17 protein-coding genes are annotated in these 16,404 nt (G+C 66.9%); 15 read left to right on the forward strand and 2 right to left on the reverse strand.

The genetic code is table 11. The features are described from left to right. Window positions 1-105: 105 nt before the first annotated feature. From JAO75_RS22505 to tolB, 11 genes are all read left to right on the forward strand, one after another. Window positions 106-798 carry an exopolysaccharide biosynthesis protein gene (locus JAO75_RS22505; protein WP_199051451.1) on the forward strand — a complete coding sequence of 231 codons (693 nt, stop codon included), beginning with the start codon at window positions 106-108 and terminating at the stop codon, window positions 796-798. A gap of 82 nt (window positions 799-880) precedes the next feature. Further along, complete coding sequence (locus JAO75_RS22510; RefSeq protein WP_199051464.1) at window positions 881-2,260, forward strand: HD-GYP domain-containing protein; 1,380 nt, start codon at window positions 881-883, stop codon at window positions 2,258-2,260. Between the two features lie 99 nt (window positions 2,261-2,359). Beyond that, window positions 2,360-3,106: a YebC/PmpR family DNA-binding transcriptional regulator gene (locus JAO75_RS22515; protein ID WP_199051452.1), complete on the forward strand. Its 747-nt coding sequence runs from the start codon at window positions 2,360-2,362 to the stop codon at window positions 3,104-3,106. A 139-nt stretch (window positions 3,107-3,245) separates the two neighbouring features. Next, window positions 3,246-3,749, forward strand: coding sequence for a crossover junction endodeoxyribonuclease RuvC (gene ruvC, locus JAO75_RS22520; RefSeq protein WP_199051453.1), 504 nt, complete (start codon window positions 3,246-3,248; stop codon window positions 3,747-3,749). A gap of 252 nt (window positions 3,750-4,001) precedes the next feature. Further along, window positions 4,002-4,619, forward strand: coding sequence for a Holliday junction branch migration protein RuvA (gene ruvA / locus JAO75_RS22525; RefSeq protein ID WP_199051454.1), 618 nt, complete (start codon window positions 4,002-4,004; stop codon window positions 4,617-4,619). 214 nt (window positions 4,620-4,833) lie between these two features. After that, window positions 4,834-5,880: a Holliday junction branch migration DNA helicase RuvB gene (ruvB, locus tag JAO75_RS22530; RefSeq protein ID WP_199051455.1), complete on the forward strand. Its 1,047-nt coding sequence runs from the start codon at window positions 4,834-4,836 to the stop codon at window positions 5,878-5,880. A gap of 223 nt (window positions 5,881-6,103) precedes the next feature. After that, window positions 6,104-6,511, forward strand: coding sequence for a tol-pal system-associated acyl-CoA thioesterase (gene ybgC, locus JAO75_RS22535; protein ID WP_199051465.1), 408 nt, complete (start codon window positions 6,104-6,106; stop codon window positions 6,509-6,511). A 304-nt stretch (window positions 6,512-6,815) separates the two neighbouring features. Continuing rightward, window positions 6,816-7,556, forward strand: coding sequence for a protein TolQ (tolQ, locus tag JAO75_RS22540; RefSeq protein ID WP_199051456.1), 741 nt, complete (start codon window positions 6,816-6,818; stop codon window positions 7,554-7,556). 12 nt (window positions 7,557-7,568) lie between these two features. Continuing rightward, window positions 7,569-8,012: an ExbD/TolR family protein gene (locus JAO75_RS22545; RefSeq protein WP_199051457.1), complete on the forward strand. Its 444-nt coding sequence runs from the start codon at window positions 7,569-7,571 to the stop codon at window positions 8,010-8,012. A gap of 29 nt (window positions 8,013-8,041) precedes the next feature. Beyond that, entirely contained in the window at window positions 8,042-9,163 is a 1,122-nt protein-coding gene (gene tolA / locus JAO75_RS22550) for a cell envelope integrity protein TolA (protein ID WP_425523215.1), read from the forward strand. Between the two features lie 27 nt (window positions 9,164-9,190). Continuing rightward, the gene (gene tolB / locus JAO75_RS22555) at window positions 9,191-10,525 is read left to right on the forward strand and encodes a Tol-Pal system beta propeller repeat protein TolB (RefSeq protein WP_199051458.1); all 1,335 of its coding nucleotides are present in this window, start codon (window positions 9,191-9,193) and stop codon (window positions 10,523-10,525) included. 39 nt (window positions 10,526-10,564) lie between these two features. On the opposite strand, the gene JAO75_RS22560 is transcribed toward tolB, so the two are convergent. Together JAO75_RS22560 and JAO75_RS22565 are read right to left on the reverse strand one after the other, a co-directional pair. Then, window positions 10,565-11,173, reverse strand: a complete 609-nt coding sequence (locus JAO75_RS22560; RefSeq protein WP_199051459.1) for an HdeD family acid-resistance protein — start codon at window positions 11,171-11,173, stop codon at window positions 10,565-10,567. A 73-nt stretch (window positions 11,174-11,246) separates the two neighbouring features. Next, window positions 11,247-12,764: a phospholipase D-like domain-containing protein gene (locus tag JAO75_RS22565; RefSeq protein WP_199051460.1), complete on the reverse strand. Its 1,518-nt coding sequence runs from the start codon at window positions 12,762-12,764 to the stop codon at window positions 11,247-11,249. A gap of 248 nt (window positions 12,765-13,012) precedes the next feature. On the opposite strand from JAO75_RS22565, the gene pal reads away from it, so the two are divergent. The 4 genes from pal to JAO75_RS22585 form a co-directional block, all read left to right on the forward strand. Beyond that, complete coding sequence (gene pal / locus JAO75_RS22570) at window positions 13,013-13,513, forward strand: peptidoglycan-associated lipoprotein Pal (protein WP_199051461.1); 501 nt, start codon at window positions 13,013-13,015, stop codon at window positions 13,511-13,513. Window positions 13,514-13,626: 113 nt separating this feature from the next. Further along, window positions 13,627-14,616, forward strand: a complete 990-nt coding sequence (ybgF, locus tag JAO75_RS22575; protein WP_199051467.1) for a tol-pal system protein YbgF — start codon at window positions 13,627-13,629, stop codon at window positions 14,614-14,616. Between the two features lie 26 nt (window positions 14,617-14,642). Then, complete coding sequence (gene tilS, locus JAO75_RS22580; protein WP_199051462.1) at window positions 14,643-15,668, forward strand: tRNA lysidine(34) synthetase TilS; 1,026 nt, start codon at window positions 14,643-14,645, stop codon at window positions 15,666-15,668. A 247-nt stretch (window positions 15,669-15,915) separates the two neighbouring features. Continuing rightward, the coding region (locus tag JAO75_RS22585; protein ID WP_199051463.1) for an ATP-dependent metallopeptidase FtsH/Yme1/Tma family protein at window positions 15,916-16,404 on the forward strand (489 nt) is incomplete at its 3' end.

Raw genomic sequence — 16,404 nt, forward strand, 5'->3', positions numbered from 1 at the left:
ACTCCGTTCGCCACCCTCTCCCGCAGAGGGGAGAGGGGATCATTCCCGCCTGTCCCTTGGCGTGGAGCATTGCCGCTCCCATCTGTCCCGTCACGGAGGCGACTTGTGGACTCGGATACAAAGACGGCTGGCCCGAAAAAGAGCACCTATCGCGAGGAAAGCGAGTTCCACCGGGCGCATGAGCACCAGAGCGCGTCGGCCGTCCTGCGCGCTGTGATCGACGAGGCCGAGGGCGAGACGATCTCCATTCGCCAGATCATCGAGGCCTTCGGAGAGCGCGCCTTCGGGTTCGTGCTGATCCTGTTCTCCCTGCCCAATTGCGTGCCGAACGTGCCCGGCATCGCCGGCATCGTCGGCACCCCCGTGCTCATCTTCGGCCTTCAGATGATGCTCGGCCACAAGCGCCCCTGGCTGCCGGGCTTCATCCTGCGCCAGACCGTCTCCGTGGCGAAGTTCAAGCGGCTCATCGACATCGCGGAGCCCAAGCTCCAGAAGCTGGAGAGCTTCTGCAAGCCCCGGCTTCTCCAACTCTTCGGCCCCATCGGGGACCGGATGGTCGGGCTTTTCGCCTTCCTGGTCGCGCTGTCGGTCCTGATCCCGTTTCCGGGCACCAACTTCCCGCCCTCCATCGCCCTCGTCATCGCGTCCATCGCCGTGATGGAGGAGGACGGCTATCTGCTCATCGCTGGCTATCTTATCGGCCTGGCGGGGCTCGCCTATACGGTGACGATCCTCGGCGCCTCCTATCACCTGATCCTGGCGGCCATTCAGAACCTGCCCGGATGGCTCGGGTTCTAGGCACGATCTCTTAAGCGGCTTCGTTCTATTGTGCCCTTAGGGAAGCCGGGGGCAGCAGGTGGGTGTACAATCACTCGAATGGATGGGCGATGTGGCCGAGGCCCCTCGGGCCGTTCGCCTGTCGGAGGTGCTGGGGGCCCTGAGCCATGCCCTGGACCTCACGGAGGGCCAGCCCGCCGGGCATTGCGTGCGGGTCTGCTGGATCGGGGTTCACGTGGGGCGGGAGCTGGGCCTTGCCGATGCCGACCTGTGGGAGCTCTATTACACGCTCCTCCTCAAGGACCTCGGCTGCAGCAGCAACGCGGCCCGCATCTGCCAGCTCTATCTCACCGACGATCTCTCCTTCAAACGGGACTTCAAGACGGTTGGCGATCGGCTCCCGCAGGTCTTGGGCTTCGTGCTGTCCCACACCGGACTCAGGGCCGGGCTGGCGGAGCGCTTCCGGGCGGTCATCAACATCGTCCAGAACGGCGGCGAGATCGCCCGCGACCTGATCGAGACCCGATGCCAGCGCGGCGCCGAGATCGCCCGGCAGCTGCGCTTTCCCGAAGGCGTCGCGAAGGGCATCCAATCGCTCGACGAGCACTGGAACGGCGGCGGCAAGCCGCTCGGGATCGCCGGGGCCGAGATCCCGGTCTATTCGCGCATCGCGCTTCTCGCCCAGGTGGTGGACATCTTCCACACCAGCGCCGGGGAGGCGGCTTCCCGGCGGGAGGCGCAGGCGCGGTCGGGCACCTGGTTCGATCCCCGGATCGTCGAGGCTTTCGAGCGCGTCGCTGGGAACCGCTCCTTCTGGGAGGTTCTGGGCTCCGACGAGGTGGAGACCGCGATCTTCGCCCTGGAACCGGCCCAGCGCATCGAGATCGCCGACGAGGACTACCTCGACGACATCGCCGCGGCCTTCGCCCGGGTCGTGGATTCCAAGAGCCCCTATACCAGCGGCCACAGCGACCGGGTCGCGTTCTTCGCGGACCTCATAGCAGGGGAGATGGAGTTCGACGAAGCGGGACGGCGGCGCCTGCGGCGGGCGGCCCTGCTCCACGACATCGGCAAGCTCGGGGTCAGCAACGAGATCCTCGACAAGCCCGGCCGGCTCGACGAGGCGGAAATGTCCGCCATGCGCCATCACGCCCTCTACAGCGAGACCATCCTGTCCCGGATCGGCGCCTTCGAGGACCTGGCCCGCATCGGCGGCGCCCATCACGAGCGCCTCGACGGCAAGGGCTATCCCAGGGGGCTCGCCGGGGAGGAGATCGGCCGGGAGACCCGGATCATCTCGGTCGCCGACGTTTTCGACGCCTTGACGGCGGATCGGCCCTACCGCGCCGCCATGCCGGTCGCGAAGGCCATGGGCATTCTGGAGGCGGAGACCGGAACGGCCTTCGATCCGGCCTGCGTCGCGGCGCTCCGGCGGGCGCTGGACCGGATCGAGGGCGGGCAAGACCAAAGGGGCTTTGCCTGAAGCCCTCCGCCGCCTTATAAGCGGGCCATCGTCAACTTCTCCGGCCTGACGGGCGCCTCCCCATGAGGCGGCTCTCGGCCGAATATTCCGGAGGCCCCCATGGCCGGGCATTCACAGTTCAAGAATATCATGCACCGCAAGGGCAAGGTGGACGCGGTGCGGTCCAAGGTGTTTTCCAAGCTCGCCCGCGAAATCACCGTGGCGGCCAAGATGGGCCTGCCCGATCCCGCCATGAACCCGCGCCTGCGCGCCGCGATCCTGGCCGCCCGCGCCGAGAACATGCCCAAGGACAACATCCAGCGGGCCATCAACAAGGCCTCGGGCGGCGATGCGGAGAACTACGACGAGATCCGCTACGAGGGCTACGGTCCCGGGGGTGCCGCCATCATCGTCGAGGCCATGACCGACAACCGCAACCGCACGGCCTCGGACATCCGCTCCTATTTCACCAAGAGCGGCGGCAACCTCGCCGAGACCGGCGCCGTCTCCTTCATGTTCGACCGCGTGGGCTACATCGAGTTCGGCCCTGAGGTGGCGGATGCCGACGCCATGCTGGAAGCCGCCATCGAGGCGGGCGCGGACGACGTGGCTTCTGGCGAGAACGGCCATGAGGTCTATTGCGACCAGGGCAATCTCAACGAGGTGACCAAGGCGCTGGAGGACAAGTTCGGCGAGCCCAAGGCTTCCAAGCTGGTCTGGAAGCCCCAGACCCCGGTGGCCGTCGACGACGAGACCGGCGAGAAGCTGATGAAGCTGATGGAATCCCTCGAGGAGCACGACGACGTCCAGAACGTCTTCGGCAACTTCGAGCTCTCCGACGCGCTCATGCAGAAGATGGCGGGCTGATTTTCCCTCTCCCCTTCGCGGGAGAGGGTGGCGAACGAAGTGAGCCGGGAGAGGGGAGGTGAGGGCCAAGAACAGCCCCTCTCCCGACCCTCGCAATGCGAGGGTCACCCTCTCCCGCTACGGGGAGAGGGTTATTTAAGTGACTGAACGCGTCCGCATCCTCGGCCTCGATCCCGGCCTGCGCAACACGGGCTGGGGCGTCATCACGGTCGAGGGGACGAAGCTCTCTTACGTCGCCTGCGGGGTCGTGACCTCGGACGGCGATCTCGACCTGGCGCTTCGCCTCAAGCAGCTCCACGACCGGCTCACCGACGTGATCCGCACCTGGACGCCCGACGAGGTGTCGGTGGAGGAGACCTTCGTCAACAAGGACGCCCAGGCGACCCTCAAGCTCGGCCAAGCCCGCGCCATGTCCCTGCTGGTGCCGGCGCTCCATGGCCTGCCGGTGGCGGAATACGGCGCCAACCAGGTGAAGAAGACCGTGGTGGGCGTCGGCCATGCCGACAAGAACCAGGTGCAGGCCATGATCAAGATCCTCCTGCCCAAGGCCGACTTCAAGAAGGCCGACGCCGCCGACGCGCTCGCCATCGCCATCGCCCACGCCCACCAGCGGAAGGCGCGTGCTTTGGCGGCGATGTATTAGGGTGTTACAGAGACACAACCGTCATCCCGGACGGCGGTAGCCAATCCGGGATCGTGGCCCGGATTGAACGCCTCTTCCCTCCCCCTTGCGGGGAGGGGTAGGGGTGGGGGTGGTTCGACCGGGTGGGGACCGATCCCGTCGGATGCTGCAGCAAACTCGTGCATTCACTGCGGAGTGCAACATCCCGACTTTCCGACCCCCACCCTCAATCCCTCCCCGCAAGGGGGGAGGGAAGCAGGAGCAAAGACTGACGTGATCGGAAAACTCAAAGGCACGGTGGATTCCTACGGCGAGGATTTCGTGATCCTCGACGTGCACGGGGTCGGCTACGTGGTCCACTGCTCCTCCCGCACCCTCCAGAATTTGCCGCCCACCGGCGAGGCGGCTACTCTGTCCATCGAGACCCATGTGCGCGAGGACATGATCCGCCTGTTCGGTTTCCGGTCGGATTCCGAGCGCGAGTGGTTCCGCCTGCTGCAATCGGTTCAAGGCGTGGGTTCCAAGGTGGCGCTGGGCATCCTCTCGGTGCTCGACCCCGGCAGCCTCGCGACCGCCATCGCCACCGGCGACAAGGCCTCCGTGGCGCGCGGCCCCGGCGTTGGCCCCAAGCTCGCCCAGCGCATCGTGTCCGAGCTCAAGGACAAGGCTCCGGCCTTCGCCGCAATCGATCCCGCCCTCATCCGCCTCACCGGCGCCGTCGAGGACAACAGCGCCCCGGTTCCCGTTGCGGATGCCATCTCGGCCCTGGTCAATCTCGGCTATCCCCAGGCCCAGGCCTCCGCGGCCGTCGCCGCCGCCATGAAGCAGGCCGGCGACGAGGCCGAGGCGAAGACGCTCATTCGGCTGGGCTTGCGGGAATTGGCGCGATAGCAGTGCGAGACCCTCTGTCATCCCCGGCGGCCCATGGGGCCGGGAAGGGGATCCATGTTGCTGAGCGTGAGAGTGGATTCCCTTCCCTCGCTTCGCTCGCCGGGAATGACAATAAAGTTCTCGATCGTCCCGCGGACGTTCCTGTTTTGATCCTGTTAAAGATGGCGTATGACACCGGAAACGCCTATATGAAGCCTTTGGAAGGTAAGCCTCTTTGACCGATTCTCGCCGCCTGCTCAGCCCGGAAAAGCGCGAGGACGATGCCGATGCGTCGATCCGGCCGCTGTCGCTCGACGATTTCACGGGCCAGAAGGCCGCGCGGGCCAACCTCCAGATCTTCATCAATGCCGCCAAGGCGCGTGGCGATGCCCTCGATCACGTGCTCTTCGTCGGCCCTCCGGGTCTCGGCAAGACCACGCTGGCCCAGATCGTCGCCCGCGAGCTCGGGGTCAATTTCCGCTCGACCTCCGGCCCGGTGATCGCCAAGGCCGGCGATCTGGCGGCGCAGCTCACCAACCTCGAAGAGCGCGACGTGCTCTTCATCGACGAGATCCACCGCCTCAACCCGGCTGTCGAGGAAATCCTCTATCCGGCCATGGAGGATTACCAGCTCGACCTGATCATCGGCGAGGGCCCGGCCGCCCGCTCGGTGAAGATCGAGCTGCCGAAATTCACGCTGGTCGGCGCCACCACCCGGGCAGGCCTGCTCACCACGCCGCTCCGCGACCGTTTCGGCATTCCGATCCGGCTCGAGTTCTACACCGTGGATGAGCTTGAGCTGATCGTGCGCCGCGGCGCCCGGGTGCTGGGTCTCGGCATGAGCGAGGAGGGGGCCAACGAAATCGCCCGCCGCTCCCGCGGCACGCCGCGCATCGCCGGCCGCCTCCTGCGCCGGGTGCGTGACTTCGCCATCGTCGAGGGCGTGCAGACCGTGTCCCGCGACCTCGCCGACAAGTCCCTGCGCCTCCTCGACGTGGACCCCATCGGCCTCGACCTCATGGACCGCAAGTACCTGACCATGATCGCCAATTCGTTCGGCGGCGGCCCGGTGGGCATCGAGACGATTGCTGCGGCCCTGTCCGAGCCGCGCGATGCCATCGAGGACATCATCGAGCCTTATCTGATCCAGAAGGGCTTCGTACAGCGCACCCCGCGCGGGCGCATCCTGACCCCCCACGCCTTCAAGCACCTCGGTATTCCCGAGCCGACCCGCGAGACCGCGGCACAGTTCGGGCTGTTCGGCGGGGATTCGGATGAGTGAGCGGCGCGACCCCACCACCTCCCCCTTGAGGGGGGAGGTCGCGCCGGAGGCGCGGGAGGGGGTGGAAACACGACCTTCGTCGGCGCTGCCACCCCACCCCAGCCTGCCGGCTGACCCTCCCCCACCCAAGTCGGATGTTTCCGACTTGGGAAAGCAAAAACGGATCTCGGGAACACCCGAGATCCGAGGGGAGGGTGGAGGCTGGCCCCATCTCTCCGGCTTCATGCGGGACGGCGCGCATATCCTCCCTATCCGCGTCTATTACGAGGACACGGATTTCTCGGCCCGAGTCTATCACGCGAGCTATCTCCGCTTCATGGAGCGCGGCCGCACGGAGCTGCTGCGGGCCGTCGAGGTGGCGCAGTCCGATCTTCACGCCAGCATGGACGGCCTCGCCTTCGTGGTGCGCAAGATGAATATCGATTTCCTCGGCGGCGCCGTCATGGACGATGTGCTCACCATCCTGACCCGCCCGAAGGAGATGCGTGGCGCATCGATGACGCTCGCCCAGGAGGTCCGGCGCGGCGGCGAGGTGCTGGTGACCGCCGACGTCATGGTCGCGGCCGTCCGGGGCGGGCGGGCCGTGCGGATTCCGGACGAATTGCGGGCGGCGCTGAGCGCGAGCCAATAAGCCTGCGATCTGCCCTAAGGGCAGCGTCGGCATGAGCTTTGCTCCGGAAGCATAGCAGCCAGAATTTCATATCAATTTCAGGCAATTCCGCCTTGCGGAGGCCGCACTTAAACCAGACCTTAACCTTACTCTGTGCCTAACAGGGTACGGTCCGGGACGATCTGAGGCTCTTCGCCCTCCTGCCCTTATTTTCGACAGATTCGGGGGCGAACGAGCAGTAATACAAGAACAGATTTTCCTAGAACCAATCTGCGGTGGGCCCTGAGGCGACTCGGGGCTGCTCGAAGAGCGAGGACGAGAGAGCATGAATCCGGCTGATGTGGCCCAGGCCGCTCCTGTGGCCCACGACCTGTCCTTCTTTGGCCTGTTCTGGCAGGCCCATTTCATCGTCAAGCTCGTGATGGTCGGCCTGCTGGCGGCCTCGGTCTGGTGCTGGGCCATCATCGTGGACAAGACCCTGCTCTATGGCCGCACCAAGCGCGCCATGGACCGGTTCGAGGACGTGTTCTGGTCCGGCCAGTCCCTGGAGGAGCTCTATCGCAACCTCCAGAGCCGCCCGGCCGCGGGGCTTGCCGCCGTGTTCGTCGCCGCCATGCGCGAGTGGAAGCGCTCCTTCGAGGGCTCGGGCCGTTCGTTCCAGTCCCTGCCGCAGCGCATCGATAAGGTGCTCGACGTCACCATCCAGCGCGAGGTGGAGCGGCTCAATTCCCGCCTGACGGTGCTGGCCTCCATCGGCTCGGCCGGTCCCTATATCGGCCTCTTCGGCACGGTGGTGGGCATCATGAATTCCTTCACGTCGATCGCCGCCTCCAAGAACACCAGCCTTGCGGTCGTGGCCCCCGGCATCGCCGAGGCGCTGTTCGCCACCGCCATCGGCCTCTTCGCCGCGATCCCTGCGGTGCTGGCCTACAACAAGCTGAACTCGGAAGTCGGCAAGCTGCAGTCGCGGCTCGAAGGCTTCGCCGACGAGTTCTCGGCCATCCTGTCGCGTCAGGTGGATGAGCGCATCGCCCATGCGGGCCGCTCTCCCGCCAATGCGGCCTAAGGGAGACCGGGCATGGCCATGATGGCAGGATCGGCAGGAGGCGGACGCCGCCGCAGGCGCTCCCGGCAGGCAGGCGTGATCAACGAGATCAACATGACGCCGTTCATCGACGTCATGCTCGTGCTGCTCATCATCTTCATGGTGGCGGCCCCCATGATGACGGCGGGCGTGCCGCTCGATCTTCCGCAGACAAAGGCCGCGCCGCTCAACTCCGACGCGACGCCGGTGACCCTGTCGATCAAGGCCAACGGCCAGGTGTTTCTCGGCGAGACGGAGCTGACGGACGAGGCCATCGTCGGCAAGCTCGCGGAGGTGTCGAAGGCCGGCTTCGACGAGAGGGTCTTCGTGCGCGGCGACAAGAAGGTGGATTACGGGCGCGTCGCCCAGGTGATGTCGATCGTGACCACGGCCGGCTACAAGCGCGTCGCCCTCGTGACCGAGATCGACCAGCGCTGAGCTAATTTAAGAGCAGGGGGCAAGCACACGTGGCGTTGAAGCTGAAATTCAGCACTTCCGAGCCGGGCTTCTGGGTCTCGGGCGTCGCGCATGCGGCGCTGCTGACGGCCGCCATGATCGGTCTGTCGTCGGTGGCCGAATTTCCCGAGGCGCAGGAAGGCATCCCGGTCGAGGTCATCACCGATGCCCAGCTCTCGCAGATCACCAAGGGCGAGACCAACGCCAAGGCGCCGCAGCCGAAGCCCCGCGCCGAACGCGTCGCGGACAAGACCGAGCTGAAGGATCCCGGCGAGGACAAGCGCGATGCACCGGCCCCTCCGAAGCGCCCGGCCGAGATGAAGGTCGCCGACAAGGAGGAGCCGGTCGCCGCAGCCCCTCCGCCGCCCGCGCCGCCGACTCGCTCGCAGGAAGAGAAAGCCGCCGAGGCCAAGGCCGAGGAAGAAAAGCAGCTGCGGGAAAAAGCGGAAGCCGAGGCCATCGAGAAGGCCAAGGCCGCCGAGCAGGCCAAGATCGAAGCTGAGGCGAAGGCAAAGGCTCAAGCGGAGGCGAAAGCCAAGGCTGAGGCCGAAGCCAAGAAGGTCGCCGAAGCGAAGGCGAAGGCCGAGGCCGAAGCGAAGGCCAAGGCGGAAGCCGAGGCGAAGAAGATCGCGGAAGCCAAGGCCAAGGAAGAGGCCGAGGCCAAGGCACGCAAGGAGGCGCAGGTCGCCAAGAAGCTCGACATGGGCGACCTGAAGCAGTTCCTCGACAGCAAGGAAAAGAGCCAGTCCACCGGCGCGACAGGCGCGGAGGTCCAGAAGACCGCCTCGCTCGGCACCGCGACGGGCTCGGCCGCGAAGCTCTCGCCCAGTCTGCGCGATGCGCTCATCGGCATTCTCGTGTCGCAGATCGAGCGATGCTACAGCGCACCGATCGCAGCATCGGGCGGGCAGGTCACGGCGCCCATCCTCGACATCCGCCTGAACCAGGACGGCTCGCTCAGCACCGAGCCGCGGGTCCTTCAGGCCGGCAACTCATCGACGGATCGCGCGGTGGCCGATGCGGCCGTCAGGGCCATCCGCAAGTGCCGCCAGTTCGAGATCCCGGCGAAATTCGTCCCCTATTACGCGGACTGGAAGATCCTGAACGTCCAGTTCGATCCTCCTCTCTCTTAAAGCCCTTCAAGCTTGAGATAGCATCCCATGATCACTCGTATCGTTTCCCGTCTTCTCGTCGCGCTCGCCGTTGTCCTGCCGATGGTGGCGCTCGCGCCAGCCGCCCAGGCGCAGCTCTCGTTCCGCGTCGGACCCGGCGGGCAGTTCCAGCCCATGCCCATCGCCGTCGCCGATTTCTCCGGCGAGGGCGACATGGGGCAGCGGGTGTCGGGCATCATCGCCAACAACCTGCAGCGCTCGGGCTATTTCGCGCCCCTCGACAAGGCGCGCTTCCCCGAGCGTCCGTCGTTCGATGCGGCGCCGCGCTTCGATGCCTGGAAGGCGGCGGGCGCCCAGGCGCTCGTCACGGGCCGCGTCTCGCGCGATCCGTCAGGGCGCCTGCGCGCCGAGTTCCGCCTGTGGGACATCGAGACGGGCCAGCAACTCGCCGGCCAGCAATATGTGACGGACGCCAATTTCTGGCGCCGCGTCGGCCACATCATCTCGGATGCGGTCTACACCAAGATCACCGGATTCGGCGGCTTCTTCGACACGCGCATCGTGTTCGTCGATGAATCGGGCCCGAAGGAGAACCGCCGCAAGCGCCTTGCTATCATGGACCAGGACGGCGCCAACGTGCGCTACCTGACTCAAGGCGACACGTCGGTGGTGGCGCCGCGCTACTCGCCGGCCACGCAGGACATCACCTACATGTCCCAGACCGAGGGCCAGCAGCCGCGCGTGCAGGTGATCAACCTCGAGACCGGCGCGCGCCAGGTGCTCGGCAACTTCCCCGACATGGCGTCATCGCCGCGCTTCGGACCCGAGGGAAATCGCATCGTCATGAGCCTGCAGCAGGGCGGAAACGCCAACATCTTCATGATGAACCTGGGCTCGCAGGCCACCACGCGCCTCACCTCGACGCCCGCCATCGACACCTCGCCGTCCTTCTCGCCGGACGGCAAGCAGATCGTGTTCGAAAGCGACCGCGGCGGCAAGCAGCAGATCTACGTGATGAACGTGGACGGCTCGGACCAGCGCCGCATCTCCTTCGGAGAAGGCTCCTACTCGCAGCCGGCCTGGTCGCCGCGGGGCGACTACATCGCCTTCACCAAGCAGCGCGCGGGCGGTTTCGCCATCGGCATCATGAAGCCCGACGGTTCGGGCGAGCGGATCCTCACGGAAGGCTTCCACAACGAGAGTCCGACCTGGGCGCCGAACGGCCAGTACATCCTGTTCTTCCGCGATCCCGGCGGGCAGGCCGGCGGCAAGCTCTACATGGTCGACATCACCGGCCGCGTGGAGCAGCCCGTCCCGACCCCGTCCTTCGCGTCCGACCCGACCTGGTCGCCGCTGTTGAGCGAGAGCCGGCAGAGCAACTGATCGAGAGACACAAAAGGGCGCTTCGAGCGCCCTTTTCATTCAGGCCTTCAGCGCGCCGGTGCTGTCGTCCCTCCACCGCCGAAGCTTGAAGGCGAGCACCAGGAGGCCGATGCCGAAGATGAGCGCGTAGGCGCCGAGCCACCAGGTCAGCACCACGGCGCCGACGAGCGGGGCGATCAGCAGCGCGATGCCGAACAGCACCGACACGATGCCGCTGAAGATGAGCCAGCCGCGGCCGTATTCGGGATTGAGCTTGAAGGCGGCGACGATCATCAGGACGCCCGTGATCAGCGACCACACGGCCACCAGGGTGACGAAGAACAGCACCGTCAGCACCGGCATGGCGAAGGCGATGACGCCCACCAGGATGTTGAGGATGCCCTCCAGGATCAGCAGGCCCCAGCGCTGGTGGTTGGACGCGGCCCTGATGCCCGACACGATGGCGAAGACGCCGTCGACCAGCATGTAGGCCGAGAAGAACAGCACGAACGAGAGGAGCGTCGCGCCGGGCCAGAAGAAGGCGATGAGCGCGAACACGATGGCGAAGACGCCGCGCAGGGCCACGGCCCACCAGTTCTGCGCCAGGAGCGAACTCATGGCGTGAATGCGGTCGAGCGGGTCTGAAGAGGCGGAGGTGCCTGATGCCATGGGAATCTCCTCGGATAAGGAACGCGTCTGCCCCATTGTTGCGACAACGCCAAGCTTGGTTGCCGGTTTCCTTTTATTCTCCTGCGGAGGTCTGCCCGTCCCTGGTCTTGGCCAGCTTGCGCCGCAGGGCGAGCTTGCGGCGCCTCAGGCGCACGCGCCGCTTGAGCCGGAAGGCGCGGATGAGCAGCGCGAGGCCGAGCCACACGAGGGCGATGACCACCGGCGAGATGATGAGAACCGGAAAGAACGTCACCAGCGCGGCCAGGGCCAGGAGCGCAAATCCGATGATGGTGATGCTGCGCGCTTCCGTCGCCGTGAGCGAGCGCGACCCGGACCCGACTGCCCGGCCCACCGCGCTCGACAGCGCCAGGGCGCCGGCGGCGAGCCTGCGCACGCCGCCCTTTGTGTAGCGGTGACCGCGGCGGGAGCGCATGTTGCGCGCCTGCCGCCGGCGGGACTGCCAGCCGGGGACGATCTCCGTGGCGTTGGTGAGATCCTCCAGGTACATCGCCTCCATGGCCTCGGCGAAGCCCGTATCCTCGACCACCACGTCGAGCTCCCAGTTGGTGGCCCAGCTCGCCAGGTTGAGGTTGGTGGAGCCCACCCTGGCCCAGCGCCCGTCCGCCACGGCGGTCTTGGCGTGGAGCATGGTGCCGTTCCATTCGAACACCCGGACTCCGACCTCGATCAGCGAGCGGTAGCCCGCCCGCACCACGGGCTGCAGCGCCGGCACGTCGCTCGATCCGGGCACCAGGATGCGCACGTCGACGCCGTCGCGTGCGGCCTCGCCCAAAGCCTGCACATAGGAGGTGGTGGCGACGAAGTACGCGTCCGTGAGCCAGAGGGTGCGCTGCGCCGTGGCGGCGATGAACTGGTCGACCCGGTAGGTGCGGAACATGCCGGGCTCGCCGCTGATGAGACGGGCCGCCACGGAGCCTGCCGGCGGGATCAGGTCGGCATTGGGCAACTCCGATTTCGGGATCGCCCGCATGCCGGCGAGCGACCAGCTTTCGGCGAAGGCGGCATCGAGATCCGCCACCAGCGGGCCTTCCACGGAGATCCCCGTGTCGCGCCACGGCTCATGGCCGTCCTTGCCGACCCAGTTATCCGACACGCACAGGCCCGAGACGAAGCCGAGGCGCCCGTCGACGGTGATCAGCTTGCGGTGGTTGCGGCGGATCCAGAACGGGTCCGTCAGCCGGGGCGGGTTGAAGACCTTGGCCTGCACCCCGGCCTCGCGCAGGCGCCGCCAGTAGGCGGGCAGGGCGCGGGCGGAGGAGCCGAGCCAGTCGTAGAGCACCCGCACCCGCACGCCGGCGAGCGCCCGCTCCATGAGCGCCTCGGCGAATTCCCGGCCGGTGTCGTCGTCGGCGATGATGAAGTTCTCGAAATGGATCACCGACTGCGCCGAGCGGATCGCCTCGAGCCAGGCCGGGTAGTTCTCCCGCGAATCCTTCAGCAGCGCCACCGCATTGCCGTGGCGCAGGTCGCTGTCGGCGATGCGCGCGAAGGCTCGCTCCAGGCGCAGGTCGTCGAGGGCCTTGCGGTAGGGCTGTCCAAGGGTGCCGGGCTGGGTCGTCACGATGTTCATGACCTCTCAACGCGCGAGTCGAGCAATCGGCAGCAGCCTAGCTTCGCGCGGCTTCCTTGATGTTAGATATGGCGCGTGCATCCGGAATTCTTTCACAGTTGATTTACCATGACCTCAACTTCCACAACTTGGCCATAATTCACCTTGATCGGGAGCCTCTCCTCAAGGTTGACGGAACCCTCCCTTAACCATCCTCCCGATATGAAAGACACAACGTTCGGCAAACGTATGTGTAAGGAGTATTGCCAATGATGACGCTGCGCGCCGTCAAGTTCGCCGCTGCACTCGTCCTCGCCCTCGGGGCGGCGGCGTGTTCGTCCAACAAAGATGAGATGGCTGGCGGAGCCGGCGGCTTCGGCGCCGGTGGCGCCGCCACCCCGGGCAGCGCCCAGGATTTCGTCGTCAACGTGGGCGACCGCGTGTTCTTCGAGACCGACTCGACGGACCTGACCCCCACGGCGGTCGCGACCCTCGACAAGCAGGCCCAGTGGCTGCAGCGCTATCCGCAATACACCTTCATCCTCGAAGGCCATGCGGACGAGCGGGGCACCCGCGAGTACAACTTCTCGCTCTCCGCCCGCCGCGCCCAGGTGGTCCGCGACTACCTCGTCTCCCGCGGCATCCCGGGCAACCGCTTCCGCACCGTGTCCTACGGCAAGGAGCGCCCGGTGGCGGTCTGCAACGACATCTCCTGCTGGTCGCAGAACCGCCGCGCCGTGACGGTGCTCGGCAACGGCGCCGGGGCATAAGGCCTCACCGACCAAGAACTCCCGTGAAATCGCAGAGCGCCGCCACATTCTCGCCGTGGCGGCGCTTTTGTGTTATCGGCCCCTCCATCGAGAATCCTTACGGTATTCCCAGCATGTTGCGACGCCTGTTTGTCTTTTTCACCCTGGTCCTGGCTCTGGCCGCGACTTCGGTTCTTCCTGCCGCCGCGCAGGATGCGGCCGACGCGATCGTGCGCCTGAACCGGCTCGAGAGCCAGTTCCGGCAGCTCTCCGGCCAGATGGAGCAGCTCCAGTACGAGAACCGCCAGCTCAAGGAGCAGCTGCGCAAGTTCCAGGAGGACGTGGAGTTCCGCTTCCAGGAGGGACGCGGCGGCAGCGCCGCCAGGCCTGCTCCCGCGCCGTCCACGGCAACGCCCGCCCGTCCTGCCCCGCCTCAGGCCCAGCCGGCGCCGGCCCAGCCGCAGCGCCGCAGCGACGTGTTCGACCCCTCGGAGGCGCCGGACGCCCCCGGGGCACCCCGTCCGCTCGGCTCGACCCCGCAATCCGCGCCGCTCGATCAAGCCGATGCAGGCCGTCCGATGCCGCTTCCGGGCGGCCAGCTTGCCGGGATCGGCGAGCTGATCGAGCAGGATAACGCCGAGGGCGCGCCCCTCGACTACCATGCCGACGACCAGCCGGCCCTGCCCCAGGGCGCCATCACCGAGCGCGCCAACCCCAGCGTGGCGGCGACCAGCGTCGGCAATCCCCGGGCGGATTTCGACGCCGCCTATGCGTCCTTTTCTCAGAAGCAGTACGACCAGGCCGAGATGGGCTTTCGCCGCTTCCTGCAGTCCAATCCGCGCGACAAGCTCGTGCCGGAGGCCACCTTCTGGCTGGGCGAGACCTATCTCATGCGCAGCCGCTACCGCGAGGCTGCGGAGCAGTTCCTGAACGTCTCGGCCGAGCATCCCGACGCGGCCAAGGCGCCCGATGCCCTGCTGCGCCTCGGCATCTCCCTGAACGGCCTCGGCGCCAAGGACCGCGCCTGCGCCGTCCTCTCCGAACTCGACCGCAAGTACCCGCAGGCCTCCGCACCGGTCCGCCAGGCCTCCGAACGCGAGCAGAAGCGGATCAAGTGCAGCTGATCCGCTGACCTGCAAGGCCCGCTCCGATGGCCCCGACCTCGCCCTCCGACGATCCGCTCTCGGATGAAGGGCTTGAGCGTCTTTTTCTCCCCCTGAACCAAGCCTCCGGCATTCTCGCCGCCGTTTCGGGCGGGCCGGACTCCGTGGCTCTCATGCATGCCCTCGCACGATGGGCTGCCCTCGGCCGGCGCCCTCCCGTTCACGTGGCGACCGTCGATCATGGCCTGCGGCCCGAGGCTGCCACTGAGGCCGCCTTCGTGGCGCGCGAGGCCGCTCTTTTGAACCTGCCGCACCGGATTCTCGTCTGGACGGGGAGCAAACCCGCGAGCGGAATCCAGGAGGCCGCCCGCGAGGCGCGCTACCGCCTCCTGGTCGAGCAGGCCCGCCAGGCGGGGGCCTCCCATCTCGTCACCGCCCACACCCTCGACGACCAGGCCGAGACGGTGATGATGCGCCTTGCGCGCGGCTCCGGCCTGCAGGGCCTTGCGGGCATGCGCCGGGAGACAGACCGGCAGGGCATCCGCCATGTGCGGCCGCTGCTGGGCCTGCCGAAATCACATCTTCTCGACCGATGCCGGCTCCAGGGCTGGCGCTTCGTCACCGACCCGTCCAACGCGGACGAGCGCTACGCCCGGGTTCGCTGGCGCAGGCTCATGCCCCTGCTCGCCGAGGAGGGGCTCACCGCCGAGCGCCTGGTCCGCCTCGCGGAGCGGGCCGCCCAAGCCGATGAGGCCCTCGACCTCAAGGCCGGGGAGGCCCTGGGCCGCGGCGCGCCTCGCCTGGAGGCAGGGGCCCTGTCGTTTGAGGCCACGAGCCTCACGGACGAGCCCTTCGCCATCGCCCTGCGGGTGCTGGAGCTGGCCCTGGAACAGGCAGGTCTCGATCTCGACAACAGCCGCCTCTACCGGCTGGAGGCCTGCACGGAGCGCCTGCGGCAGGCGGCAGGCGCCGGGGAGGCGCTGAGCCTCACCGTGGCGGGAGCCCATCTGCGCCTCACCCCGGCCGGACGGGTATCCGTAGGGCCGGAACCGCCTCGCCAGCGAGGCCGTTAGCCAACATTCTGGATAGAGCATCGTGCAGTCCGCTGCGTCCGCACGATGCTCTCATCCAAGAAGAATGCATCGGATCCAATCCCAAAAGTGCAAGTCCACTTTTGGGTCCGAGGCTTTAAGGCTATCGGAAGATGTCGCATCGGCGCCGCATTCCCTTGGCAAGGCGAGACGGTGTGCCTACATTGAGTTTAGCCGCGCGGGGAGACCTCCTCTCGCTTTCTCTCCCTCTGGGGCAGAACCTGATCAGATGAATTCAAATTTCCGCAACTTCGCCCTCTGGGTGGTGATCTTCCTCCTAGTGCTGGCGCTCGTGACCCTGTTCCAGAGCCCCGGCCAACGCGGCGGCGGCAGCGACATCGCCTATAGCCAGCTTCTCAGCGAGGCCGAGGCCGGCCGCATCACCAGCGTGGTCATCTCCGGCCCCGAGATCAGCGGCACCTATACGGATGGCCGCACCTTCACCACCTACGCGCCGAGCGACCCGATGCTGGTCTCGAAGCTGCAGCAGAAGGGCGTGCAGATCACGGCCCGTCCGCAGTCGGATTCGACCCCGTGGTTCATCGCGGTGCTCATGAACATCCTGCCCATCGCGCTCTTCATCGGCGCCTGGGTGTTCCTGTCGCGGCAGATGCAGAGCGGCGCCGGCCGGGCCATGGGCTTCGGCAAGTCCAAGGCGAAGCTGCTCACCGAGGCCCATGGCCGCGTGACCTTCGATGACGTGGCCGGCATCGACGAG

This window comes from Microvirga splendida, from assembly GCF_016427565.1.
Taxonomy (GTDB): Bacteria; Pseudomonadota; Alphaproteobacteria; order Rhizobiales; family Beijerinckiaceae; genus Microvirga; species Microvirga splendida.